The organism is Ruegeria sp. YTSB088, assembly GCF_059609825.1.
On sequence record NZ_JBXWMM010000013.1, the window covers coordinates 75,648 to 95,663 of the forward strand.

At 55.4% G+C, this 20,016-nt stretch carries 17 protein-coding genes and 1 pseudogene; 4 read left to right on the forward strand and 14 right to left on the reverse strand.

Translation table 11 applies throughout. The features are described 5' to 3' along the window. Nucleotides 1-15: 15 nt before the first annotated feature. From AC2FFA_RS18675 to AC2FFA_RS18690, 4 genes are all read right to left on the reverse strand, one after another. Complete coding sequence (locus tag AC2FFA_RS18675) at nt 16-3,195, reverse strand: efflux RND transporter permease subunit (RefSeq protein WP_496852734.1); 3,180 nt, start codon at nt 3,193-3,195, stop codon at nt 16-18. Continuing rightward, nucleotides 3,192-5,387, reverse strand: a complete 2,196-nt coding sequence (locus AC2FFA_RS18680; RefSeq protein WP_496852735.1) for an efflux RND transporter periplasmic adaptor subunit — start codon at nt 5,385-5,387, stop codon at nt 3,192-3,194. Before AC2FFA_RS18680 ends, AC2FFA_RS18675 begins: the two co-directional genes overlap by 4 nt. Nucleotides 5,388-6,003: 616 nt before the next feature. After that, nucleotides 6,004-6,390: a Cu(I)-responsive transcriptional regulator gene (gene cueR, locus AC2FFA_RS18685; protein WP_108862307.1), complete on the reverse strand. Its 387-nt coding sequence runs from the start codon at nt 6,388-6,390 to the stop codon at nt 6,004-6,006. Between the two features lie 15 nt (nt 6,391-6,405). Continuing rightward, nucleotides 6,406-8,916, reverse strand: a complete 2,511-nt coding sequence (locus tag AC2FFA_RS18690; protein ID WP_496852736.1) for a heavy metal translocating P-type ATPase — start codon at nt 8,914-8,916, stop codon at nt 6,406-6,408. Between the two features lie 154 nt (nt 8,917-9,070). Between AC2FFA_RS18690 and AC2FFA_RS18695 the strand changes: the two genes are divergently transcribed. Then, nucleotides 9,071-9,286 carry a heavy-metal-associated domain-containing protein gene (locus AC2FFA_RS18695; protein WP_496852737.1) on the forward strand — a complete coding sequence of 72 codons (216 nt, stop codon included), beginning with the start codon at nt 9,071-9,073 and terminating at the stop codon, nt 9,284-9,286. Between the two features lie 36 nt (nt 9,287-9,322). On the opposite strand, the gene AC2FFA_RS18700 is transcribed toward AC2FFA_RS18695, so the two are convergent. The 8 genes from AC2FFA_RS18700 to AC2FFA_RS18735 form a co-directional block, all read right to left on the reverse strand. Further along, nucleotides 9,323-10,051, reverse strand: coding sequence for a DsbA family protein (locus AC2FFA_RS18700; RefSeq protein WP_496852738.1), 729 nt, complete (start codon nt 10,049-10,051; stop codon nt 9,323-9,325). A gap of 1 nt (nt 10,052) precedes the next feature. Continuing rightward, nucleotides 10,053-10,526 carry a c-type cytochrome gene (locus AC2FFA_RS18705; RefSeq protein ID WP_496852739.1) on the reverse strand — a complete coding sequence of 158 codons (474 nt, stop codon included), beginning with the start codon at nt 10,524-10,526 and terminating at the stop codon, nt 10,053-10,055. After that, nucleotides 10,526-11,896 carry a multicopper oxidase family protein gene (locus AC2FFA_RS18710; RefSeq protein ID WP_496852740.1) on the reverse strand — a complete coding sequence of 457 codons (1,371 nt, stop codon included), beginning with the start codon at nt 11,894-11,896 and terminating at the stop codon, nt 10,526-10,528. The genes AC2FFA_RS18705 and AC2FFA_RS18710 overlap by 1 nt, the downstream gene beginning before the upstream one ends. Before the next feature lie 39 nt (nt 11,897-11,935). Then, entirely contained in the window at nt 11,936-12,835 is a 900-nt protein-coding gene (locus tag AC2FFA_RS18715; protein ID WP_496852741.1) for a c-type cytochrome, read from the reverse strand. 9 nt (nt 12,836-12,844) lie between these two features. Continuing rightward, complete coding sequence (locus AC2FFA_RS18720) at nt 12,845-13,414, reverse strand: c-type cytochrome (protein WP_496852742.1); 570 nt, start codon at nt 13,412-13,414, stop codon at nt 12,845-12,847. 55 nt (nt 13,415-13,469) lie between these two features. Continuing rightward, entirely contained in the window at nt 13,470-13,811 is a 342-nt protein-coding gene (locus AC2FFA_RS18725; protein ID WP_496852743.1) for a hypothetical protein, read from the reverse strand. Nucleotides 13,812-13,814: 3 nt separating this feature from the next. Continuing rightward, on the reverse strand, nt 13,815-14,264 hold the full coding sequence (locus AC2FFA_RS18730; protein WP_496852744.1) for a c-type cytochrome: 450 nt from the start codon (nt 14,262-14,264) through the stop codon (nt 13,815-13,817). Between the two features lie 69 nt (nt 14,265-14,333). Further along, nucleotides 14,334-14,924 carry a L,D-transpeptidase gene (locus tag AC2FFA_RS18735; protein WP_496852745.1) on the reverse strand — a complete coding sequence of 197 codons (591 nt, stop codon included), beginning with the start codon at nt 14,922-14,924 and terminating at the stop codon, nt 14,334-14,336. Nucleotides 14,925-15,275: 351 nt separating this feature from the next. On the opposite strand from AC2FFA_RS18735, the gene AC2FFA_RS18740 reads away from it, so the two are divergent. Next, nucleotides 15,276-15,548 (forward strand): hypothetical protein, encoded by a 273-nt coding sequence (locus AC2FFA_RS18740; protein WP_496852746.1) that lies wholly within the window; start codon nt 15,276-15,278, stop codon nt 15,546-15,548. A gap of 10 nt (nt 15,549-15,558) precedes the next feature. Here AC2FFA_RS18740 and AC2FFA_RS18745 read toward each other — a convergent pair whose 3' ends face one another. Beyond that, nucleotides 15,559-16,212 (reverse strand): L,D-transpeptidase, encoded by a 654-nt coding sequence (locus tag AC2FFA_RS18745; protein WP_496852747.1) that lies wholly within the window; start codon nt 16,210-16,212, stop codon nt 15,559-15,561. 301 nt (nt 16,213-16,513) lie between these two features. After that, nucleotides 16,514-17,008 (reverse strand): annotated as a pseudogene (locus tag AC2FFA_RS18750) (IS6 family transposase); the annotation flags it as partial. A 280-nt stretch (nt 17,009-17,288) separates the two neighbouring features. On the opposite strand from AC2FFA_RS18750, the gene AC2FFA_RS18755 reads away from it, so the two are divergent. Together AC2FFA_RS18755 and AC2FFA_RS18760 are read left to right on the forward strand one after the other, a co-directional pair. Then, nucleotides 17,289-17,600, forward strand: coding sequence for a DUF2933 domain-containing protein (locus tag AC2FFA_RS18755; protein WP_496852748.1), 312 nt, complete (start codon nt 17,289-17,291; stop codon nt 17,598-17,600). A gap of 408 nt (nt 17,601-18,008) precedes the next feature. Further along, nucleotides 18,009-20,015 (forward strand): protein-disulfide reductase DsbD family protein, encoded by a 2,007-nt coding sequence (locus AC2FFA_RS18760; RefSeq protein ID WP_496852749.1) that lies wholly within the window; start codon nt 18,009-18,011, stop codon nt 20,013-20,015. The last annotated feature ends 1 nt before the right edge of the window (nt 20,016 follow it).

The window sequence follows — 20,016 nt, forward strand, 5'->3', positions numbered from 1 at the left end:
TCAAGGTTGTGGGTATTATTCTGCCGGAAGCGCAGGGGGCACTTCCTGGATCGTGTGGGAAATCTCTCGGTTCACGCGATTGAGCGCGAGCCGTTTCCAAATCACGAATATTGCGGGAATGACGAAAAGCGTAAGAAGCGTCGCTGTCACCATGCCCCCAATCATCGGCGCCGCGATACGCTGCATGATTTCAGAGCCTGTACCGGTGCCGTACATGATGGGTATCAGTGCTGCAAAGATCGTGGCTACAGTCATTACCTTCGGCCGAACCCGAAGAACGGCTCCTTCGAACACCGCGTCTTCGATATCGTTACGTGTAAGCTTTCGCTGTTCCGATTGCGCCAGCCCACGACGTTTCTCCCAAGCAAGATTGAGGTACAGCAACATGACAATCGCTGTTTCCACGGCAACTCCCGCCAGCGCGATGAAACCCACGAGCACAGCTATCGAAATATCGAAGTTAAGATACCACAGGAACCAAACCCCACCTGCCAATGCGACCGGAAGCGCCGCAAGAATTATCCCGACCTCAATCACCCGATTGAACGCCAGGAAAAGCATGAGCGTGATAATTAGCAGGGTTGCAGGAGCAACGATCGTCAGCCTGTCCTGCATTCTCTCTATGTACTCATACTGCCCTGACCAAGTCAGCGAATAACCTGGAGGCAGGTCGACCTTTTCTGCAACCACCTCTTGTGCTTCGGCCACATAGCCGCCCAGGTCGCGCCCCGCGATGTCGATGAACACAAACCCAGTTCGTCGCGCGTTCTCTGATCGTATCATTCCCGGCCCGTCAACTATTCGAATATCGGCGAGAGCGGACAGTGGCACATGAGCACCCGATGGTGTGACAACAGGCAGATTTTCGAGCCGTTCCGGGCTGTCTCGCAATGCTTGAGGGTACCGTAGGTTTATAGGAAACCTCTCCAGCCCCTCCACAGATTCCGACACTTGCATACCGCCAATTGCGGTCTGCACTACGTCCTGAACTTCTCGAACACTCATCATGTATCGGGAGGCGGCATCTCGTTTGACGTCGATTTCGATGAAACGCCCGCCAACAGGCCGCTCTGCGTATGCGGAAGCCGTTCCTTTAATATCGGCGACCGCACGTTCTACTTCGATCCCGATATCTGTAATGACCTCCAAGTCCGTGCCAGATATTTTGACACCGACAGGTGTACGGATACCCGTTGCAAGCATGTCGATGCGGTTCTTGATAGGTTGGATCCAAACATTTGTGACGCCCGGAATCTGAACGATACGATCAAGCTCATTCCGGATTTTCTCCATTGTCATGCCCGGTCGCCATTCTTTTTCCGGCTTGAGTTGGATAGTGGTCTCCACCATTGTCAGTGGTGCTGGATCGGTTGCAGTCTCCGCACGCCCAACTTTACCGTGAACAGTTTCGACTTCAGGCACGGTCGCGATCAGGCGGTTGGTCTGCTGCAGCACCTCACGGGCTTTTCCCGTCGAGATCCCGGGGTAGAAGCTCGGCATGTAGAGAAAATCGCCCTCGTTCAACTCGGGCATGAATTCAGAGCCAATTCTCTGGTAAGGGTACCACATGGACGCCACCAGAACGCCGGCCAACAGCGTTGTCGCCCAAGGCCAGGCAATTGCCGCGTCCAGAAATGGGCGATACACGAACACGACCAAACGATTTAGCGGATTTTTTCGCTCAGGTAGAATACGCCCCCTTACAAAGTAACCCATCAAAACCGGGACCAGCGTTATCGAAAGGATGGCCGCAGCTGCCATGGCGTAGGTCTTGGTATAAGCGAGTGGCGAGAAGAGCCTACCTTCCTGATTTTCCAACACGAAGACAGGCAAAAAACTAACCGTGATGATCGCCAGAGAATAAAAAAGGGCTGGTCCCACCTCAGAAGCGCACTCTTGCACAATCCGCCATCGGTTCTCTGCTGTGAGCTTTTCTTTTTCCAACCGCCTGTGCATCGCCTCGATCATCACAATCGATGCGTCGACCATCGCACCAATAGCGATGGCTATGCCGCCGAGCGACATGATGTTTGCGTTTACTCCTTGCGCCTTCATCAGAATAAATGCGGCAAAGATTCCCAGCGGGAGCGACAGAAGAATCACCAGGGATGACCGCAGATGAAGTAGAAAAGCCGCGCACACAAGAACAACGACGATGAATTCCTGCGTCAATTTCTTCTGGAGGTTATCGATAGCGCGCTCGATCACACCAGATCGGTCGTAGGTCGTTATGATTTCGACCCCTTCCGGCAGGTTTGAACGCAACTCTTCGATGCGCGCTTCCACCGCTTTGATGGTCGCCAACGCGTTCCCGCCCCATCGCAGGATGACCACTCCGCCAACCGCGTCTCCTTGCCCGTCGAGTTCTCCGACACCACGGCGCATTTCAGGCCCCAGGCGGATTTCAGCGACGTCTCCCAGCGTCAGAGCGGCGCCACGCTCGTTGACCATCAACGGCGCGCTTGCAAGGTCTGACAATTCGTCAATGTAGCCCGAGGACCTGACCATGAATTCGGCTTCACCCATCTCAATGACGCTGCCGCCCGTCTCGCGGTTGGCCGCCTGAATAGCCGTCCTCAGTTGCGCAAGTGTTATGTCATAGGCACGTAGTTTGTTTGGGTCGACGACGACCTGGTACTGTTTGACCATTCCGCCGATGGTTGCAACTTCTGAGACGCCTTCCACGGCTTGCAATTCATATTTCAGAAACCAATCCTGCAGAGTCCTGAGCTGCGCCAGATCATGATTTCCTGTTTCGTCAACCAGCGCATACTGATAAATCCACCCCACCCCAGTCGCATCAGGGCCAAGTTGTGGAGACACGCCTTCGGGCAAGCTGCCGGTAATCTGGCCCAAATATTCGAGCACACGCGACCGAGCCCAATAGAGGTCCGTTCCGTCTTCAAAGACGACATATACAAAGCTATCTCCAAAGAACGAGAACCCGCGAACGTCTTTTGCACTGGGTACGGCCAATAAGGCTGTCGCAAGTGGATATGTTATTTGGTTTTCGACAACTTGAGGTGCTTGCCCGGGATATGGCGTGCGAACAATTACCTGGACATCCGACAGATCCGGGATTGCATCAACCGGTGTCTCGCGAATGGCCCAAATACCCGCAACTCCCATCATGAATGCGAGGGCTAAGATGACGAACCTGTTGGCGAGAGAAGAACGAATGATGGCCGTGATCACTGCGTAACACTCCCATCAAGTGTGACCTCTAACAGAGTCATCGAAAAGTCAGGATTGCGGCGAAGGATCAAAGAAACACCAATCCCCACAGGCAAGTTCGAAACGTCGACCCCTTCCGCAACCGGGAAATCCATTGTCATACCCGGCATACCGATCTCGGTCATTGGACCGTGTGTTACATTCGCGGTACGCGCGTTTGGGTTGATACTGTTAATCCGACCAGAAACCTGAAGCGGCGGCGCGATAGGGGTTGCCCCAGCCAACACCATTGTAATCCCATCTTCGCGCGCGAAAGTCAGAGTCATTTCAGGACCAACTTCGAGCATGCTTGTGTCCAGTGTTGGGTCTAATGGGAAATCCATGGTCATTCCCGGCATGCCAATCTCAGTCATCGGCCCGTGTGTGATAGTCGCAGTTCCCGCCTCAACATTAACGAGGTTGATCGTGCCGGTGGCTACAATCGGTGGAGCAGAAGGCGTGTCGGTTTCTTCGGGTTCAACGGAATCGGTCGGCGTAGAGCCCTCTTCGCGAACTGCTACAATCGAGAACATTCCTCCTTCCCCCTCAGCCAGATCAAACTCAATTGGCATGTCGATCGGCACGGTTGTTAGACTTACTCCCACTACAGGCAAATCCATTGTCATGGCCGGCCAACCGAGCTCGGGGATCGGTCCGTGCTCAAGCGTCAATTTGCCGTCGGAAGTGACGGCGCGCGCGACACCGGCACCAGTTCCGGCTATACCATCGTCCGGCGCAAGCTCCATCAGGCTCAGAAGCCCATCCGCACCCCGCGCGATCACGAAAGCAACTGCGTCGCCTGCACTCAAACGGTCGAGTGAAACACCAGACTTCACCGGAAACTCCGAAGTCATTGCGGGCCAATCGAGGCTTTCGAGAACGTCGTGACGAACAGTTGCCATACGATTTTCAGCATCGAGTGAAATCAGGGTACCTGCCCCGCGTGCCGGTTCGGTATCCGTTGGCGCCATACGCGTGAAGCCGGCGCTCAAAGCACTTTCACTGTCGATTAGAAACTGTGCGGATGCGACAACTTCCTCGCCGGGTTCAAGCCCTTGTAGAACTTCTGTTCGTCCCCCCTCGCCGAAACTATCTCGAAGACCTGTGGTCACCAATCTCGGGCGAAAAGTACCCTCGCCTGTTTTCAAGATGACACGTTCCGCCGAACCGGTACGAATTAACGCCTCTGATGGAACGGTGAGAACATTCCGGCTTTCATCTGGTATAAGGCTGACACTGCCAAACATTCCTGGCCGCAGCACGCCATCGGAGTTATCGAAACTCAGCCTTACGGGAAGAGTTCGGGTTTGCGGATCAAGCTCAGGGTAAACATAGTCGATGTCGCCTTCGAAGATGCGACCGGGTAGGTGCTCGAATCTTGCTATCGCGCGCATATTCTCCGACAAACGCGCAATATCTCGTTCGAATACATCGACGATCAGCCATACTTCGGAAAGATCGGTGACCGAAAACGCAAGTGTACCAGGCTGCAGGTACATTCCATCGGCGGCATTCAGCGCTATGACAACACCGTTTTGAGGCGCTTCAATTTGCACATTTCGAACCAACTCACCGCCTGCCTCGATCTCTGCAACCTGACGTGCGGACATACCGTGGCTGATCAACTTATTGCGCGCCGCGTTCAAAATACGCGGGTCACCAGCTTCGACTGCGCGTACAAGATCGCCGGTCGCAGCTGCAATCAGCGGCGAAAAGAGTTCGAATAGAACTTGCCCCTTCTCAACGCGATCACCGACCGCGCGAACTTTCAGTTCCTCAATCCAACCTTCAACGCGCGTATGAACGTGGCTGGTTAAGTGTTCGTCAAAGCCGACGAAACCTACCGTCTCAATACGAGGCTCGATATCCGTCATGCGTGCAACCGCAGTTCGCACGCCAATTGCGTTGATTTCGGCGGAACTCAGGGTGACTTCTTCTGGGTCGCCAGAAGGTTCCTGCCCAGAATATACTGGGATCAAGTCCATACCCATCGGCGATTTTCCAGGTTCTGGCTGCCGAAAATTCGGGTCCATCGGTGCTACCCAATAGAGAACTTCTGGTTCGTTCGACTGCCCCTGATCGATTGGATTCAAGTATAGTCTTTCAAGAATGACACCTCCACCCAGGCCAAACGCCAAGGCAAGAACTGATAGTGCCGCATATCTTCCACGCATAGTAATCTCCTGACGGTCGCAGTGATTGCTCGAACCGAATCAACATGAAAACCCGCGCTTGCGGGCCTTTGGATGTTAGGAGATTTGGGGAGGACGATCGGGAGTCAGAGGCTCTTGGGAGATATGGGTGTCCGTAGCCATGTTATGGTTTTGCTGCCCAAAAGCTGCGGCCAATAACGAAAGACCAACATGGGCCGGATATTCACCAACGCAACAGATGCCCGAATTGCATTCTCCGTTATGATTCACGTGGTCATCCGCGTGGAATTGGCCGGTCGTAGGATGCAAACCGCTATGGTCGTGTTTGAAATCTGATAACTTAGCAAAGAGTGACAAACCGTAACGGTCATGGGTGTTACTGCTTTTCACGTCACTGCTCGCAACAGCAACGGTCCCGACGAACGTCATCGCCAAGCAGACGCATGTTAATAACGTCATTCGCAACACTGAGACAAACTCACAATCCATTCTGGGCACGTAGTGCGTTCGTGGCGTGTGTGCAAGCCAGGCGGTAAAAAAAAGCAGGTGATTTGAAGCGCTGCATTTTAAAAGGCAGATTTCCGCGAGTGCAAATCACAAACTGCCAAAACTGAAGGCAGTTTATAGACGAGCGCAGCTAAGACTGGCCGAGTTTTTTTAAGATCGGGCAGTCAGGGCGATGGTCACCGGCGCATTCATCAATAAGATGAGTCAGTGTTGCATGCATGGCCTTCAAGTCTGTAATCTTGGCATCTATCTCATTTAGGTTTTGTTTGGCGATTTCTTTCACGTCTGCGCTTGCGCGTTCTTTATCCTCGTATAGCGCCAGTAGCGAGCGACAATCCTCAATGGTGAAGCCCAAAGAACGGGCTCGCCCAATGAAGGCCAGCTTGTGCAGCTCCTTTTCGTCAAAATGGCGATATCCATTCAGGCTGCGCCTGGGTTTGATGAATCCGATATCCTCGTAATAGCGGATGGTTTTGGCAGGCAGACCCGAACGTTCTGCTACATCTCCGATATTCACAGTGGTTCTCCCATTCTATTCGGCAGGCGCTGATCGCAGCGTCTGCTCGGTGCTCTGCGAGATCTGATCTCGCCCAACTTTGATCGGCTTTACCCAGCGCAACCGCAGCGCGTTGGTCAGAACAAATACACTGGACAGAGCCATGGCACCTGCAGCCAGAACCGGCGACAGCAACGGGCCGCCAAACGGATAGAGCACCCCCGCGGCGACAGGTATGAGCAGCGTGTTGTAGCTGAAAGCCCAGAACAGGTTTTGGCGGATGTTACGCATCGTGCGCTGACTAATGTCGAAGGCGTTGACCACGCCTGTCAGGTCGCCTGACATAAGAACGACATCAGCCGCCTCGATGGCGATGTCAGTGCCTGTCCCGATCGCAATTCCTACGTCAGCCGCCGCCAGAGCGGGGGCATCATTGATGCCATCACCCACAAAGGCCAGTTTTCCACCATTTGAGCGCAGATCTTGCAACGCGGATACTTTACCCTCGGGCAGAACCTCGGCCACGACATGATCGATGCCAAGCTGCGCCGCGATGGATTTGGCAGTAGCGGTATTGTCGCCGGTAATCATCGCTACTTTCAGCCCCAGTCCGTGCAAAGCTTCAATTGCGTCTGGCGTGGTGGTCTTGATTGGGTCCGCCACGGCGATGACGGCTGCAATAAATCCGTCTACGGAGGCATAAAGTGGAGTCTTTCCGTTGATTGCGAGTTCAGCGCCCCGATCAGTCAACGCGCCCATTTCAACCCCTTCGCGACTCATCAGGCGGTCGGCCCCGATCAGGATTGTATGACCTTCGACTGAGGCGCTTACCCCGTAACCGGTGATCGACGTGAAGTCTTCTGGCTTCGGAAGCTCCAGACCACGGGTTTCAGCCGCGCGCACGATGGCCGTGGCGATCGGATGTTCGGATGTGACCTCAACGGCAGCAACAAGGCGCAGAACCTCCTCCTCGGTCATTCCTTCGGCCACAATCAGGTCGGTTAGCTCCGGACGCCCTTCGGTCAAAGTCCCCGTCTTGTCCACCGCAACAACGGTGGTTTCCTGCAGCATTTGCAAGGCGTCGCCCTTTCGGAACAGGACGCCCATCTCGGCCGCGCGGCCGGTGCCGACCATGATTGAGGTGGGTGTGGCCAACCCCATGGCGCAGGGGCAAGCAATGATCAGTACCGCAACCCCGGCTACCAACGCCAAGCTGAGCGCGGGATCGGGTCCGAACAACATCCAAACCAGCACAGTCACAACGGCCACAGCGATCACTACCGGCACGAACCACAGCGTGATGCGGTCGACCAGGCCTTGAATCGGAAGCTTGGCACCTTGTGCTTGTTCGACCATCTGAATGATCTGGGCCAACATAGTGTCTGCGCCGATCTTTTCGGCCCGGTACGTTAATGCGCCCGCGCCATTGACTGTTCCGCCGACCACAGTTGCACCTTCCGTCTTTTCGACGGGAACCGGCTCGCCGGTGATCATGCTTTCATCGACATATGACGCGCCGGTCATTACGGCACCATCCACCGCGATCTTCTCGCCAGGTCGAACGTGCACAATATCCCCAACAACGATCTGCTCGATCGGAAGCTCAATAGCCGATCCGTCGCGCTCAACACGCGCTGTTTTTGCCTGCAGACCGACCAGTTTTCGGATCGCTTCACCAGTTCGGCCCTTGGCGCGCGCCTCTAGGAACCGCCCAAGCAATATGAGAACCACGATCACCGCTGCGGCCTCGTAGTAGACGTTTGCGGTTCCGGCCGGAAGAATACCCGGCGCAAAGGTCGAGATCAGTGAGAACCCATATGCCGCCGAAGTACCCAGGGCCACCAGAGAGTTCATGTCCGGCGCGCCTTTGACCAAGGAAGGGAATCCCTTGGTATAGAACTGCAATCCTGGGCCAAAAAGAACGATCGTGGTCAGAAGGAATTGCAGGTAATAGCTGTTCTGGATACCGATCGTGCTCGCTATCAGGTGGTGCGTGCCCGGAATAACATGCGAGCCCATTTCAAGAATGAATACCGGCAAAGCGAGCAAAGCGGCAAAACTTGTTCGCCGGGCCAATTGGCGAATCTCTTCGGCTTTGCGGTCTTGTGGTTCGGTCTGCGTCGCGGATCGCAGGCTCGCCGGATAGCCAGCAGATGCCGCAAGCGCCGCGATGGCTTCGGGTGTTGTGACTCCCTCAACATAACGCACAGTTGCACTTTCGGTGGCCAGATTGACCGACGCGGACAAGACGCCATCATTTGCTTGCAATGCCCGTTCAACGCGCCCCACGCACGATGCGCAGGACATGTTCTGAATATCCAGCGTTACCTCTTCCGTCCGTGCCGGATATCCGGCGCTGTTTAACGCATCAGCAATGGCCGCTTTATCGGCTGGATCGCGGAAATCGACCTGAACGCTTTCGCTGGCGAGATTAACCGAAGCGGCATCTACCCCTGGCACATCTTTCAACGCGCGCTCGACGCGCCCTACGCAAGAAGCACAGCTCATACCCTGAACTTGAAACCGTACATGTGAAATTTCAGTCATATTGTCACCACTAATATTCTGCTGACGGGCAACATAAGGGTTCCAGCAAGTGGAAGGTCAAGGGATGCGGTTGACTATTTTCCTGCTAATCTTGGGGATCCAATAATCACGACTTGACCTTCCTGTGCTGGAATACTCTAGCCGGGACAACGGAATGCAGGAGCAAACACTCATGACGACCCTAAATACCCCAGAAATGAGCTGCGGGCATTGCAAGTCAGCTATTGAAAAAGCCGTTGCCACGGTGGATTCTTCTGCACAGTTGGACTTTGACATGGAAAACCGGACGGTACGTGTCTTAAGCACCAATCCACTTGATCGTATCCTTTCAGCTCTGAAATCCGAGGGATACGAAGCCACGGTCGCATGAAAATTGGGGGAGCACATGCTGTCGCCCCCGTTGGCTCTACCTTGCGTCCCTGACAGCCTCGATTAGTCGGGTCATTTCATCTTCCGCGATCAACCCCGGGGCAAGCGCATCACCAATCACAAATGAAGGGGTGCCACTGAATCCAAGCTGCCGGGCCAATTCCATGGACACCTGAATATGCGCGTCGACTTCCGGCGCCTCCATATCTGCGCGCAATTGATCCTCGTCTAGGCCAAGTTCCCGAACTACTTTCAGGACACTGGCCTCGTTGGCACGGCCGTTCAGAGCCATAAGCGCCCAATGAAACTCTTCATATTTTCCCTGGTTTCGTGCGGCAAGCGCAGCGCGTGCTGCGAAGACGGAACCTTCTCCGAGTACGGGCCATTCTCTATAGACAACTCGCACATCGGAATCACCTGCTATCACGCTTTTCACGACAGGTGCAGCGCGTTTGCAATATGGACAGTTATAGTCAAAGAACTCGACAACTGTTACATTACCTTCAGGATTTCCGATGACGGGTGCATTCGGATCCTGTTCAAGCAATTCACGCTGGTTTTCCAAGACGTTTCCAATTGCTTCGGCTTTTGCCTTATCTTCGCGCTGTTGAAGCAGTTCCACCGCCTGCATGATGACCTCCGGGTTTTCCAGAATGGCTTCGAGAGCCAGCCGCTTCACATCGGCTTCAGTCAACTCGTCAGCGCTCGCCATAGGAGCACCAATCGACATGGCGACGGCGATTAAGCCTGCAAATATTCGTTTCACATCAGTTTCCTTCCGTTTGTTCTGCCTCGGTGCGCTGCTCTTGCAGCTTGCGTTCCCGATTCGGCCAACTTTCCTTGATGAAGGCAAGGATGTCCCAGATTTCCTGATCCGACAGAGTGTCCCCGAAACCTGGCATACCGCTTTTGACGTCAGTGACACCCATCTGTTTTAGTGTTTGGTCCCCGCCAAGCTTTGTATAATCGAACAACAGCTTGTCGCTGTGATGCCAAGTGTGCCCTGTTCGGTCATGCGGGGGTGCCAGTAGTACGCCATCTGCACCGGGTGTTTGCCAATCCGGCTGACCCTCCAAATTTGCCCCGTGGCATGACGCGCAGTTTTCGGCGTACAAAACTGCACCACGTGCCGAATCCGCCGATGCACTGTTCTGCGCACGCCCACTAAGGCCCCAGCCAGCGACCGCGACAATGATCACTACAGCAGCCAGTGACACCCATTTCGCCGCGCTCTTGTTCATCACGCCACGCTCAGCCAGGTCTTCATACCAGCGGCCTGATGCGACAGCATGTGGCAATGAAACAGCCAGTCCCCCGGGTTATCCGCAACGAACGCAATCTCCCGCGTTTCTATCCGGTCAACCAGGATTGTGTCCCGCTGCGGCCCCAGGCTGCCGTTCGGCAGAACTTCCTGGAAGTGCGTCCCGTGCAAGTGCATCGCGTGCGGAAAGACGGTGTCGTTCTGCATCTGAATCCGGACTATGTCGCCACGCGAAACGGCAGCAAGCGGGTTTTCAGGTAACCCGGCGACACCGTTGAATGTCCAGATCTGCCCTTCCTGAACCAATTCATTGGTGCTCATGACTTGGCCGTTAAAAGTGCCTTGACGCAGCCCGCCCATCGCCCCGCCTTCCATCACCAATGGAACTGTCAAAGCGTCAGAAACATCTTCGAGAAAAGAAGCAGGGTTGGGTGGCAGGGCTGCGATCACACCGCGGTTAGCAGATGTGCCGCTTCCCGAAACCGGGATCTCAGCGATGACAAACGATTCATCGCGTTCGTGAAGAGTTATTTGAACGGCTTCGTTCGATTCCGCTGTGACATCAACAATTAAGTCTGCTCGCTGTGCAGGCCCGAAAATAAGGGATTTAAAATCCTCTGGCTGCCTTACAGGCATGCCATCATAAGCGACCAGTTTCCCGTTTGCGCCACCTACTGAGACATACATGATCCGATCAGTTGCCACGTTGACCATTCGAAGTCGCAAACGTTGGTTCGTCAAAACTTCTGTCATGGGCGATATGTGCGCGTGAACGTAATTTCCCATTCGGCCTGCATGCGTCCAGTCATGCATCGCGCCAAAATCATCGACGATTTGGGCATCCTGACCCAACCTCCAGTCATCCAGCAGGATCGTAATGTCACGATCCGTGTCCGGCGGGTCCGTTTCGTCGACGATGAACGCGCCGTAAAGGCCCCTGGCCACTTGTTCCGTTGACTGGTTATGAGAGTGGTACCAGAAGGTTCCCGCATCCTTCAAAGGCAAATCATACTGAAACTCGCCGCTTGTTGGTACAGCCTCCTGTGTAAGACCCGGCACCCCATCCATGTTGTTTGGAACCCGCAGCCCATGCCAATGGATTGCTGTAGGCTGAGGCAATGAGTTCAGGAGTGTCCGGCGAACCGTTTCGCCCTGCCGGGCACGAATTTCGGGGCCCGGAACACCGCCATCATATCCCCATATCTCGGTTTCAGGATAGCTGTCGGGGGCAACACGTGCCAATCCTGAACGCGCCTCGATTATTCGGGGGGCGGTGGCCGCCCTCCCGAGAGCCGGCACCGCGAGCAGTGCCGACGTGCCTGCAACGAATTGCCTGCGATTGAGCTTCATGAAGGTTTCCTTCCAAAGAATACTTGATCTCTCACTAGATTATCCCCCGTCGTGCACATCCAGCAGATAGGTTGCCATCGCCTTCCGGTCATCGTCTGTCAGAAAACTGGTCCCATAGTTTACGACCTCACCCATGGCGCCACCGAACACATCGCCGTCAGGCATGATGCCGGTACGCAGGGCATAGGCCAAGCTGTCGACTGTCCAACCCCGCATTTGCAGGGTTTCAAAATCGATGGCCGGCGCCTTGTCACCGCCCGGCAGAGAGTCGCTTCCCTTGAAGTGTTCGGTGTCCGAATTTCTTGCGCCAGCCAGGTTCCTCCCTGTGTGGCAGGCCGCACAATGCGTGGCACCTTCGACCAGTAAACGGCCCCGGTTCCATACATCATCATTACCTGGCACAGGATCGGTCCGGGGCGGTTTAAGAAAAGCCGCTCGCCACAGCTTCAAGCCCCACCGCTGATTGAAGGGGAACGCCATTTCCTGCTCTTTTGACGGTTCCGCTACCGGTGGAACCGTTAGCCATGCAGCCCAGAGATCGGCGATGTCCTGATCCGTGAAGTTGGCGTAGAACGGATAAGGAAAGGCCGGGTAATAGGGTTGTCCATCGGGCGACACACCCTGACGTACGGCGCGGGCGAACTCCTCGATGGTCCAATCACCGATCCCGTGATTGGGGTCTGTGGTCAGATTCGGTGAATAGAGCGTGCCGAACGGCGTATCCAACTCCAACCCGCCGGCCAAGGGCGCGCGCCCTTTGGCAAAATCTGTGTGGCAAGCGATACAGCCACTTGCCCTTGCCAGATAAGCCCCACGGTTAACGTCACCCTGAATGTCGAGCGATTGCAACGGCTGGCCAATCGGCCAAGCCATCACGGCAACAAGTCCCGCTGACGCCGTTGCGGCGGCAGCAAGGCCCAATCGGAATATCGGTCTCATGACGCATTCCTATTCCGACCGAAATTGCGTGTGACAAGCTGAGCATGTCTGGCTCAGCATCATGAACACACCATCTGCCGGCATTTCAGAAAGTTGTGCCTGATCTGGACTGCCGTCCATCATCCCGGCACCCATCATAGAACCACCACCCATCATGGATTCGCCGCCCATCATGCTGGCACCCTGCCCTGTTCCTGCCACCATCAGCCCGTTCTCGGCCGCCAATTCCAATCCTTGGGAATAGGTGTGCAACTGTTCGGCAAGTTCTGAGAATTCATCCCAATCTGACCAAATCTCCGGTTTGGCCTCTGAGGGTTTGCCGCCAGAGCCGTCCGGGAATAGCCGGGTCATGCTATCGCCTGCATGGCGACCGATCTGTTCCGCCTCGCGCCGGACCACATCGGCGTCATAGGGGGTTTTGCCCTGCATCATTGGCGTAAGGGTTTTCATACTATTCTTCAGTGCGGACATGCCGTCCATGCGTTCCTTCACGATGCCCGTGGCACCGCCGTGCGCCAGCGCTGTCACAGCGATAATCGACGCCAATGCGGCGCCTGTTGTCAGTTTCAAAAAGGTCATTGTCTTATCCTGTATGTCTGATTCAATGCGCCCAATTGGGGCAAGGTTTGGTCAATCAGGACAGGATGCGCGGCGGAGGTGGGTCAAAGAAATAGACGGCCAACGCCCGGAAGTGGCCCGCTGCAAGGGTTTGACGATCCATCCTCGAGGCCAACTCGGGTGCTGCTGGCGGCACTACGGCCATCGCAACACCATTGCAAAATGAACCGCCGTGGCAATGGCCAGGATGACCATTTTCAACGTGCTCAGGATCCGGTGTTTCAATTACAAGCGGTGCGTGCATCGTGCCGTCGTTGCCGTGGGCGAATGCAGGTTCCGATACGACCAGAAATCCGGCGATAAAGATGCTTACCGCCAGAATCCAGTACCCGATTGCCCTGCCTGCCTTGCGTTTCACGGTTCAGTTTATCCCGTTCTCGCGCTGTAATTCCCTAACATACGAAACGATGCCTTTTACGTCCGCGCGGGTCAAGCCTTCGACCGGCGGCATGTTGCCGAACTGCCAATGGTGTGCCTGAACGCCGTTCTGCGCCGCACGATAGAAGGCTTCATCCGAATGGTGGCTGGGCTCGTATATTTTGTGCACCAGCGGAGGAGCCAACCCTTCCAGGCCAGTTGCATTCGCACCATGGCACGCAGCGCACTTCGCGTCGAACGCTACCTTGCCGACCGTTGCCAATTGGCCGAATTGCTCTGGCAATTTGACGTCTTCAATTGGATCGCCGGGGGATAGCGCTGATGTATCAGGAGGCGTCATAGAGTGACCTGATGGTTGTTGATTAAGATTGTAGACGAAGCCGGCAGCGCCTGCGATCACTACTCCGCCTATCAAGAGTGTAAGTTTATCCATCTCAGTTTTTCACATGATTTTCAGTTATCGGACTTTAGCTTCCGACTCAGAAAGTCGCCTTGACCAAGGTCAGATCAGTTTTACTTGCGTGCCCACGGTGGCCAGTTCGAACAGATCCGCGATCTGCTCGTTGTACAAGCCAATGCAGCCGTTTGAGGATCTTCTACCGATTTTGCGCGTGTCATTGGTGCCATGGATGCGGTAATATTGCCAGCTCAGGTAGAGCGCATGTGTCCCCAGAGGATTCTCAGGACCCGGGCCTACATAGTCGGGCCATGCGGGATTGCGCTCTTTCATTGCCGGCGTCGGTCGCCAAGATGGCCCTTCGACCTTGCGAATAACCGTGGTGTGGCCCAACCTTGTAAGGTCTTCCGTGAGCGGCACGCTTGTCGGATACATCCGATAGACACTTTCGTCTTCTGACCAATATTGTAACACTTTCGACTGTGTATCGGAGAGGATCACACCGTTCTTAAGCGTATCGAAGTGATCTTGCCATTTAGCAACACGGAAAGACGACACATTGCGGCGTGTACCTTCGGTTTCCGCGGACTGGGCCAAAACGGCCGGTGCGGGTAAAAACGTCGTCGCAGCAAACGCGGCCATTACTCTGCGTCGCGAAATTGCCCCTCTATCCTTGCTCTGTTTCATACCTGCCATCCCAACCGGTTGTTCTTGTATCTCGACTCAAATATTTCCTATGCCCGGTTCCTGCGCTGGAAGGTCAACACGCAAAAGGCTTTGTATCAGGGATATTTCGTCTGGCATGTCGTAACCGTTGGCGCAGGGATTTTGCCCCAAAGGCGGGCTCATATCATCAAATCATTGTGGCAAAACAATTTTCTTGGGCACGTTACTAAGCCGCTTCAAGCCGAACTTGGCTTTTATTGAATTAGCGGAGCACAAAAAAGCAACGCTAACAATCGCTTAGTTCTTGGTGAATTGATGTGATCACCTGCCGATGCGAAGGTATCAGCTACTGCAAATGACAATCACCGTGGGCTAAACACCATGTCCTCCAAGAAAGCTCTGCACGCACTGGCCGCACTTTTGTTTGTCAGCGCCTGTACAGAAACAACATCGCTTTCTGCAGAAAGCGAGCCCGGAACGATCTCCCGAGTTCCGGACACCGTTGCCCAAATCGCGGCCCCGGGTCAGGACCTGACCGCTGTGAAAATCATGCCCGATGACGGGTGCTATTGGTATCGCTACGTTGGGCCGGTCGAAACAACCTTCCTGCCACTCAGGACAATTGACGGGCGCCCGATCTGTACGCGCGCCTGACAAACGCCTGTCAACTGGTCGCGGTCAAAATCCGCTCGGGAGGATAGAGATGAGCCGTGGACCCTGCCCTGACACGATCATAGAGCCCGATGATATGCGGCATAGCCATCCTTACGCAGCCGGAACTTGCGCGACCTCCGATGGATCTTGGGTAAGGTGTTCCGTGAATTCGCAAGTATGTATCGCGACCACCTTCGTACAAATACAACGCCCTTGATCCCAATGGGTTTGTCGGTCCACCGGGCACACCATCCGCAGATTGAGCATATTCCTCAGGGTCGCGCTCAATCATTTCGGCGGTGGGAGTCCAGCGCGGCCATTTGGCCTTTCGCTTGATCGTGTAGACACCGGGCTCGTAGAGATTACCTCGGGCAATGGCTACGCCGTAACGCATTGCCGTGCCGCCGTCTTCGATGAAATACAGATATCGTGCCACAGCATCGACATGGATGTCACCCGGAACAAGTGCTCGATTGGTTTGCACGCGCTGAGGCAGGAAACGCGGGTGCAGCCCCCAAGGATTGGATGTTGCGGGATCAAAATTGATCGGCGTCACTTGCGCATCCCACTCTGACCATTGCGAGGCTGCCGCCGATGCCACTCCGAAAACTGGCTGAGAGAAAATGGCGAGCGATGTTGCAACAAAATGTCGTCTGGTCAGCATTGATAGCGCTCCTGTTGCTTGGTTTGGTTTCCGGACCCGTCAAATGAGTGAAAACAATCAGCTGCACAATCCGATATGTCCATTCAATTATTCGTTCAAATCAATTGGCGGCCTAAATATTAGCATTCAAGACACAGGCTGCATCGGTTCTTTGACTCATCATGCACCAAGCCCTGCGGCGATAAACCTTGCAAAAAGGGATACATTTCCTGAAGCACTCGCGGCTTCGAGCGCGCTCATATATTCGGCGCGGTCCTGCATTTGGATCACCATCCAAGGATACCCTCCCGAAGCCAGCAAAACGGTTGTTGAGCCCCTTGTGCGACCAATGATCTAGACCCGGAGCAATCTCCCGATTGGCAGCACCATATGAGCGGAGCTTGTCCGTGATGATCCGTTTTGGAATGAAGTCAGGACGCTTTATCAGGCGGCGCAACAATCGTTTTGCGGCCAGTTTATCCCGATTAGGTTGGAGTATTTCGTCCAGCACCATGCCATGCTGATCGACCGCGCGCCAAAGCCAAAACTTGCGACCTGAGATCTTCACAACAACTTCATCGAGGTGCCAGACATCGCTTGGATGGCCCTGCCGCCGTCGCATGCATCGAGCGACCACCGGCCCAAATTTGATGACCCAACGCCGGACAGTCTCATGAGACACATCGATCCCGCGCACCAACAGCACTTCTTCAACTTCGCGCAGGCTCAAATTAAAGCGACGATAAAGCCACACCGCATGGGCCATGATCTGAGGAGAAAATCGGTGACGGTTATAGTTCATGGATGATGAACTCATCGATGCGACCCACGTCCAAATCCAAACAAGAGCAACCGAACTACAGTTAGCGTGACAACACCCAAATAGGAGACTGTTCGACATAGATTGCTTTAACGGTGGTAGACACAAACCAAATTTCTGGATTTCCAATTTTCAAAAAAACAACATGTTAGCGTTGCTCGTGTATTCCAAAAAAATCGGGTTTGGGCAAATAGCGCTCCTGCGCATTAAAACAGCTTGACCTTCCATCGCGGGAGGGCGCTACCAGAGGTCTCCAATCTCAATTTTGGAGCTGAACGTGAAAGACAATCAGACCGACGACGCGCCGCAAGCGGCAACACCGGGTACCGGTGGCAATATCATGAAATGGGGCATGATGGCCTGTTGCATTGTCATGGTCCTGCCGATCGTTTTCTACTTCATGGCTGGCGGGACGGTTGGCGGACTCTCTGACTCTTTGGGCCTGTTCGCACCGCTGATCCTGTGCGTCGGGGCACATTTCTTATTGCACAAGGCGATGGGAAAATCCTGCCATTCGACCAAATCGGAAGCTGAACGGCCGAAGGCAACCGACGCCTCTGTAGGACTAAACGCTGTATCCCGACAATAATCTACCATCATGAAGTCTCGGTGCTCAAGGTTGGCCGCCGTGTCGTTGACCGCTCTTTCGCTAGTGGCCTGTGCACCACGTCCCAAGCTGTGCCCTCTACAACCGCCGCTCGAATATTCTCTGCCCCAAGGCTGCCAGGTTCAATGGGTGGGCCCGGATGGCGGGGCTTATTTCATCTGCGATGACGGCCGTGAGGGGTTTGTGAGCTGACTGCAGGGATGTGACATTCCGGCCCGTTGACCCTCCAGCGCTGGAATCTGGCAGGGACGGGTGCAAAACAACCGATGGCGACGCGTTATGTCGAGAATACTCCTGAATTTCCGGCTTTTGATCTGTGGTTTGGTCTTTGGACTCATTTCCGCCGGGCCAAGCTTTTCAGCCATATCCCAAGCGTATGAATCAGAACCCTTGGTTGCCCATTTAATTACCACACAGGACGGGATCGCGCCAGGCGTCGAGACGATCACTGCGGGGTTGCACCTGAAGTTGGGTGAAGACTGGAAAACCTACTGGAGATCACCGGGCGAAGTGGGAATTCCGCCCAAGATCACCTGGGATGGGTCGCGAAACGTCAGCGACGTGCAGTTCCACTGGCCTGCACCTATCCGGTTTCGCGCCTTCGGGATTGAGAACTTCGGATACAAGGACGAAGTGGTCTTTCCGCTGACCGTTACACTCGAGAACCCCGGAGCGCCAGTTGACCTGAAGGCCGCCGTGACAACGCTGGTCTGTTCCAACATCTGTGTGCCGGTCGAGTTTGCGCTGAACTTGTCGCTAACCCAGGGGGCGAGTCGAGATCAGAACTCGACACGGATTCTCAATGCCTTCATGTCGCGGGTGCCAACCGCTGGGAACACCAGCGGAATGGCGTCCGACGCCGCAACACTGGACGCCGAGTCCAAGACGCTGACGCTGAGTTTCACCAGCGACCTGCCTTTTGATGAACCCGACATCTTTCCCGACATGGGGCGCGACACCGCGTTTGGTGCTCCCGACATCCGGCTCGCTGGCGACCGGCGTCGGCTGTGGGTACAGTTCCCGGTCCTCGCTCTGGCGGAGGAACCCCCTGCCTTGTCCGTCACGGTGACTGACACTAACCGCGTGGCAGAGTTTTCGCCCCTTACCGACGCCCCCCCTGCCCCGCCGCCATATGAAATCGCCGCCGCCGAAATCTCGAGCAGCACGCTGGTCTGGATCATTCTGCTGGCGGTGGGCGGTGGACTGATCCTGAATGTCATGCCCTGCGTGCTGCCAGTGCTGTCGATCAAGCTGTCCTCGGCTGTAAAGGCGCATGACCGCTCCTCCGCGCAGATACGCGCCGGGTTCCTGGCTTCGGCAGCGGGAATCCTTGCTTTCATGTGGCTGCTTGCAGCGGTCACTATCGCGGCACGGTCGCTGGGTTATTCCGTCGGCTGGGGCATCCAGTTCCAAAACCCTCTGTTTCTTGCGGTGATGATTGTGGTGCTGGCGGTTTTCGCGACCAGCCTCGCGGGCCTGTTCGAGATTACGCTGCCGCAGTCACTGAACACCCGGTTGGCCCGTATCGACGAGGGCCGCGTGCCGCTGATCGGCGATTTCCTGACCGGAGCCTTCTCTGCGATTCTGGCGACGCCCTGCTCGGCCCCCTTCCTGGGCACAGCGGTGGCCTTTGCCTTGACCGGACAGCCGATGGACATCGTGGCAATTTTCACCGCGCTGGGGGTCGGGCTGGCCATTCCCTACCTGCTGGTTGCGGTGCACCCGAAACTCACTGCAGCACTGCCCAAACCGGGGCGCTGGATGGTAGGGTTGAAATGGGTCCTGTCGGCGACGCTGCTATCTACGATCGGCTGGCTGGTCTGGGTGATGGCCGGCGTCGCCGGAGACACCGCTGCTACCGCTACGGCACTGGCTACAACTGTTCTGGTCCTGGTGATCTGGACAGGCGCTACGCTGCCGCCGATTTTGCGCTGGACAGCCCTGTTGCTGCCTCTTGCCGCAGCACTGGCGATCCCAGTTGCGACTGCCAGCAAAGACCAGGCCGACCTACTTGAGCCGACCGGAGAGATCCCGTGGATTACCTTCAGCCGCCCCGAAATCGCCCGCCTTGTGTCACGCGGCGAAGTGGTTTTCATCGATGTCACAGCCGATTGGTGTCTGACCTGCAAGGCCAACAAAGCGCTGGTGCTGGAACGCGGCGAGGTTCTGGCAACACTGCAATCGGACAAAGCAATTCCGATGCAGGCCGACTGGACCCGCCCCGACGATGTGATCGCCCGGTTCCTTGAGGACAATGGCCGCTTTGGCATCCCTTTCAACATTGTTTACGGACCGTCAGCCCCTGAGGGCATCGCCCTGCCCGAGATACTTTCAACCGCTGCGGTGCTGGACGCGCTGGACAAGGCCGCGCCGATCAGACGGGCGGCCAACCAATAAG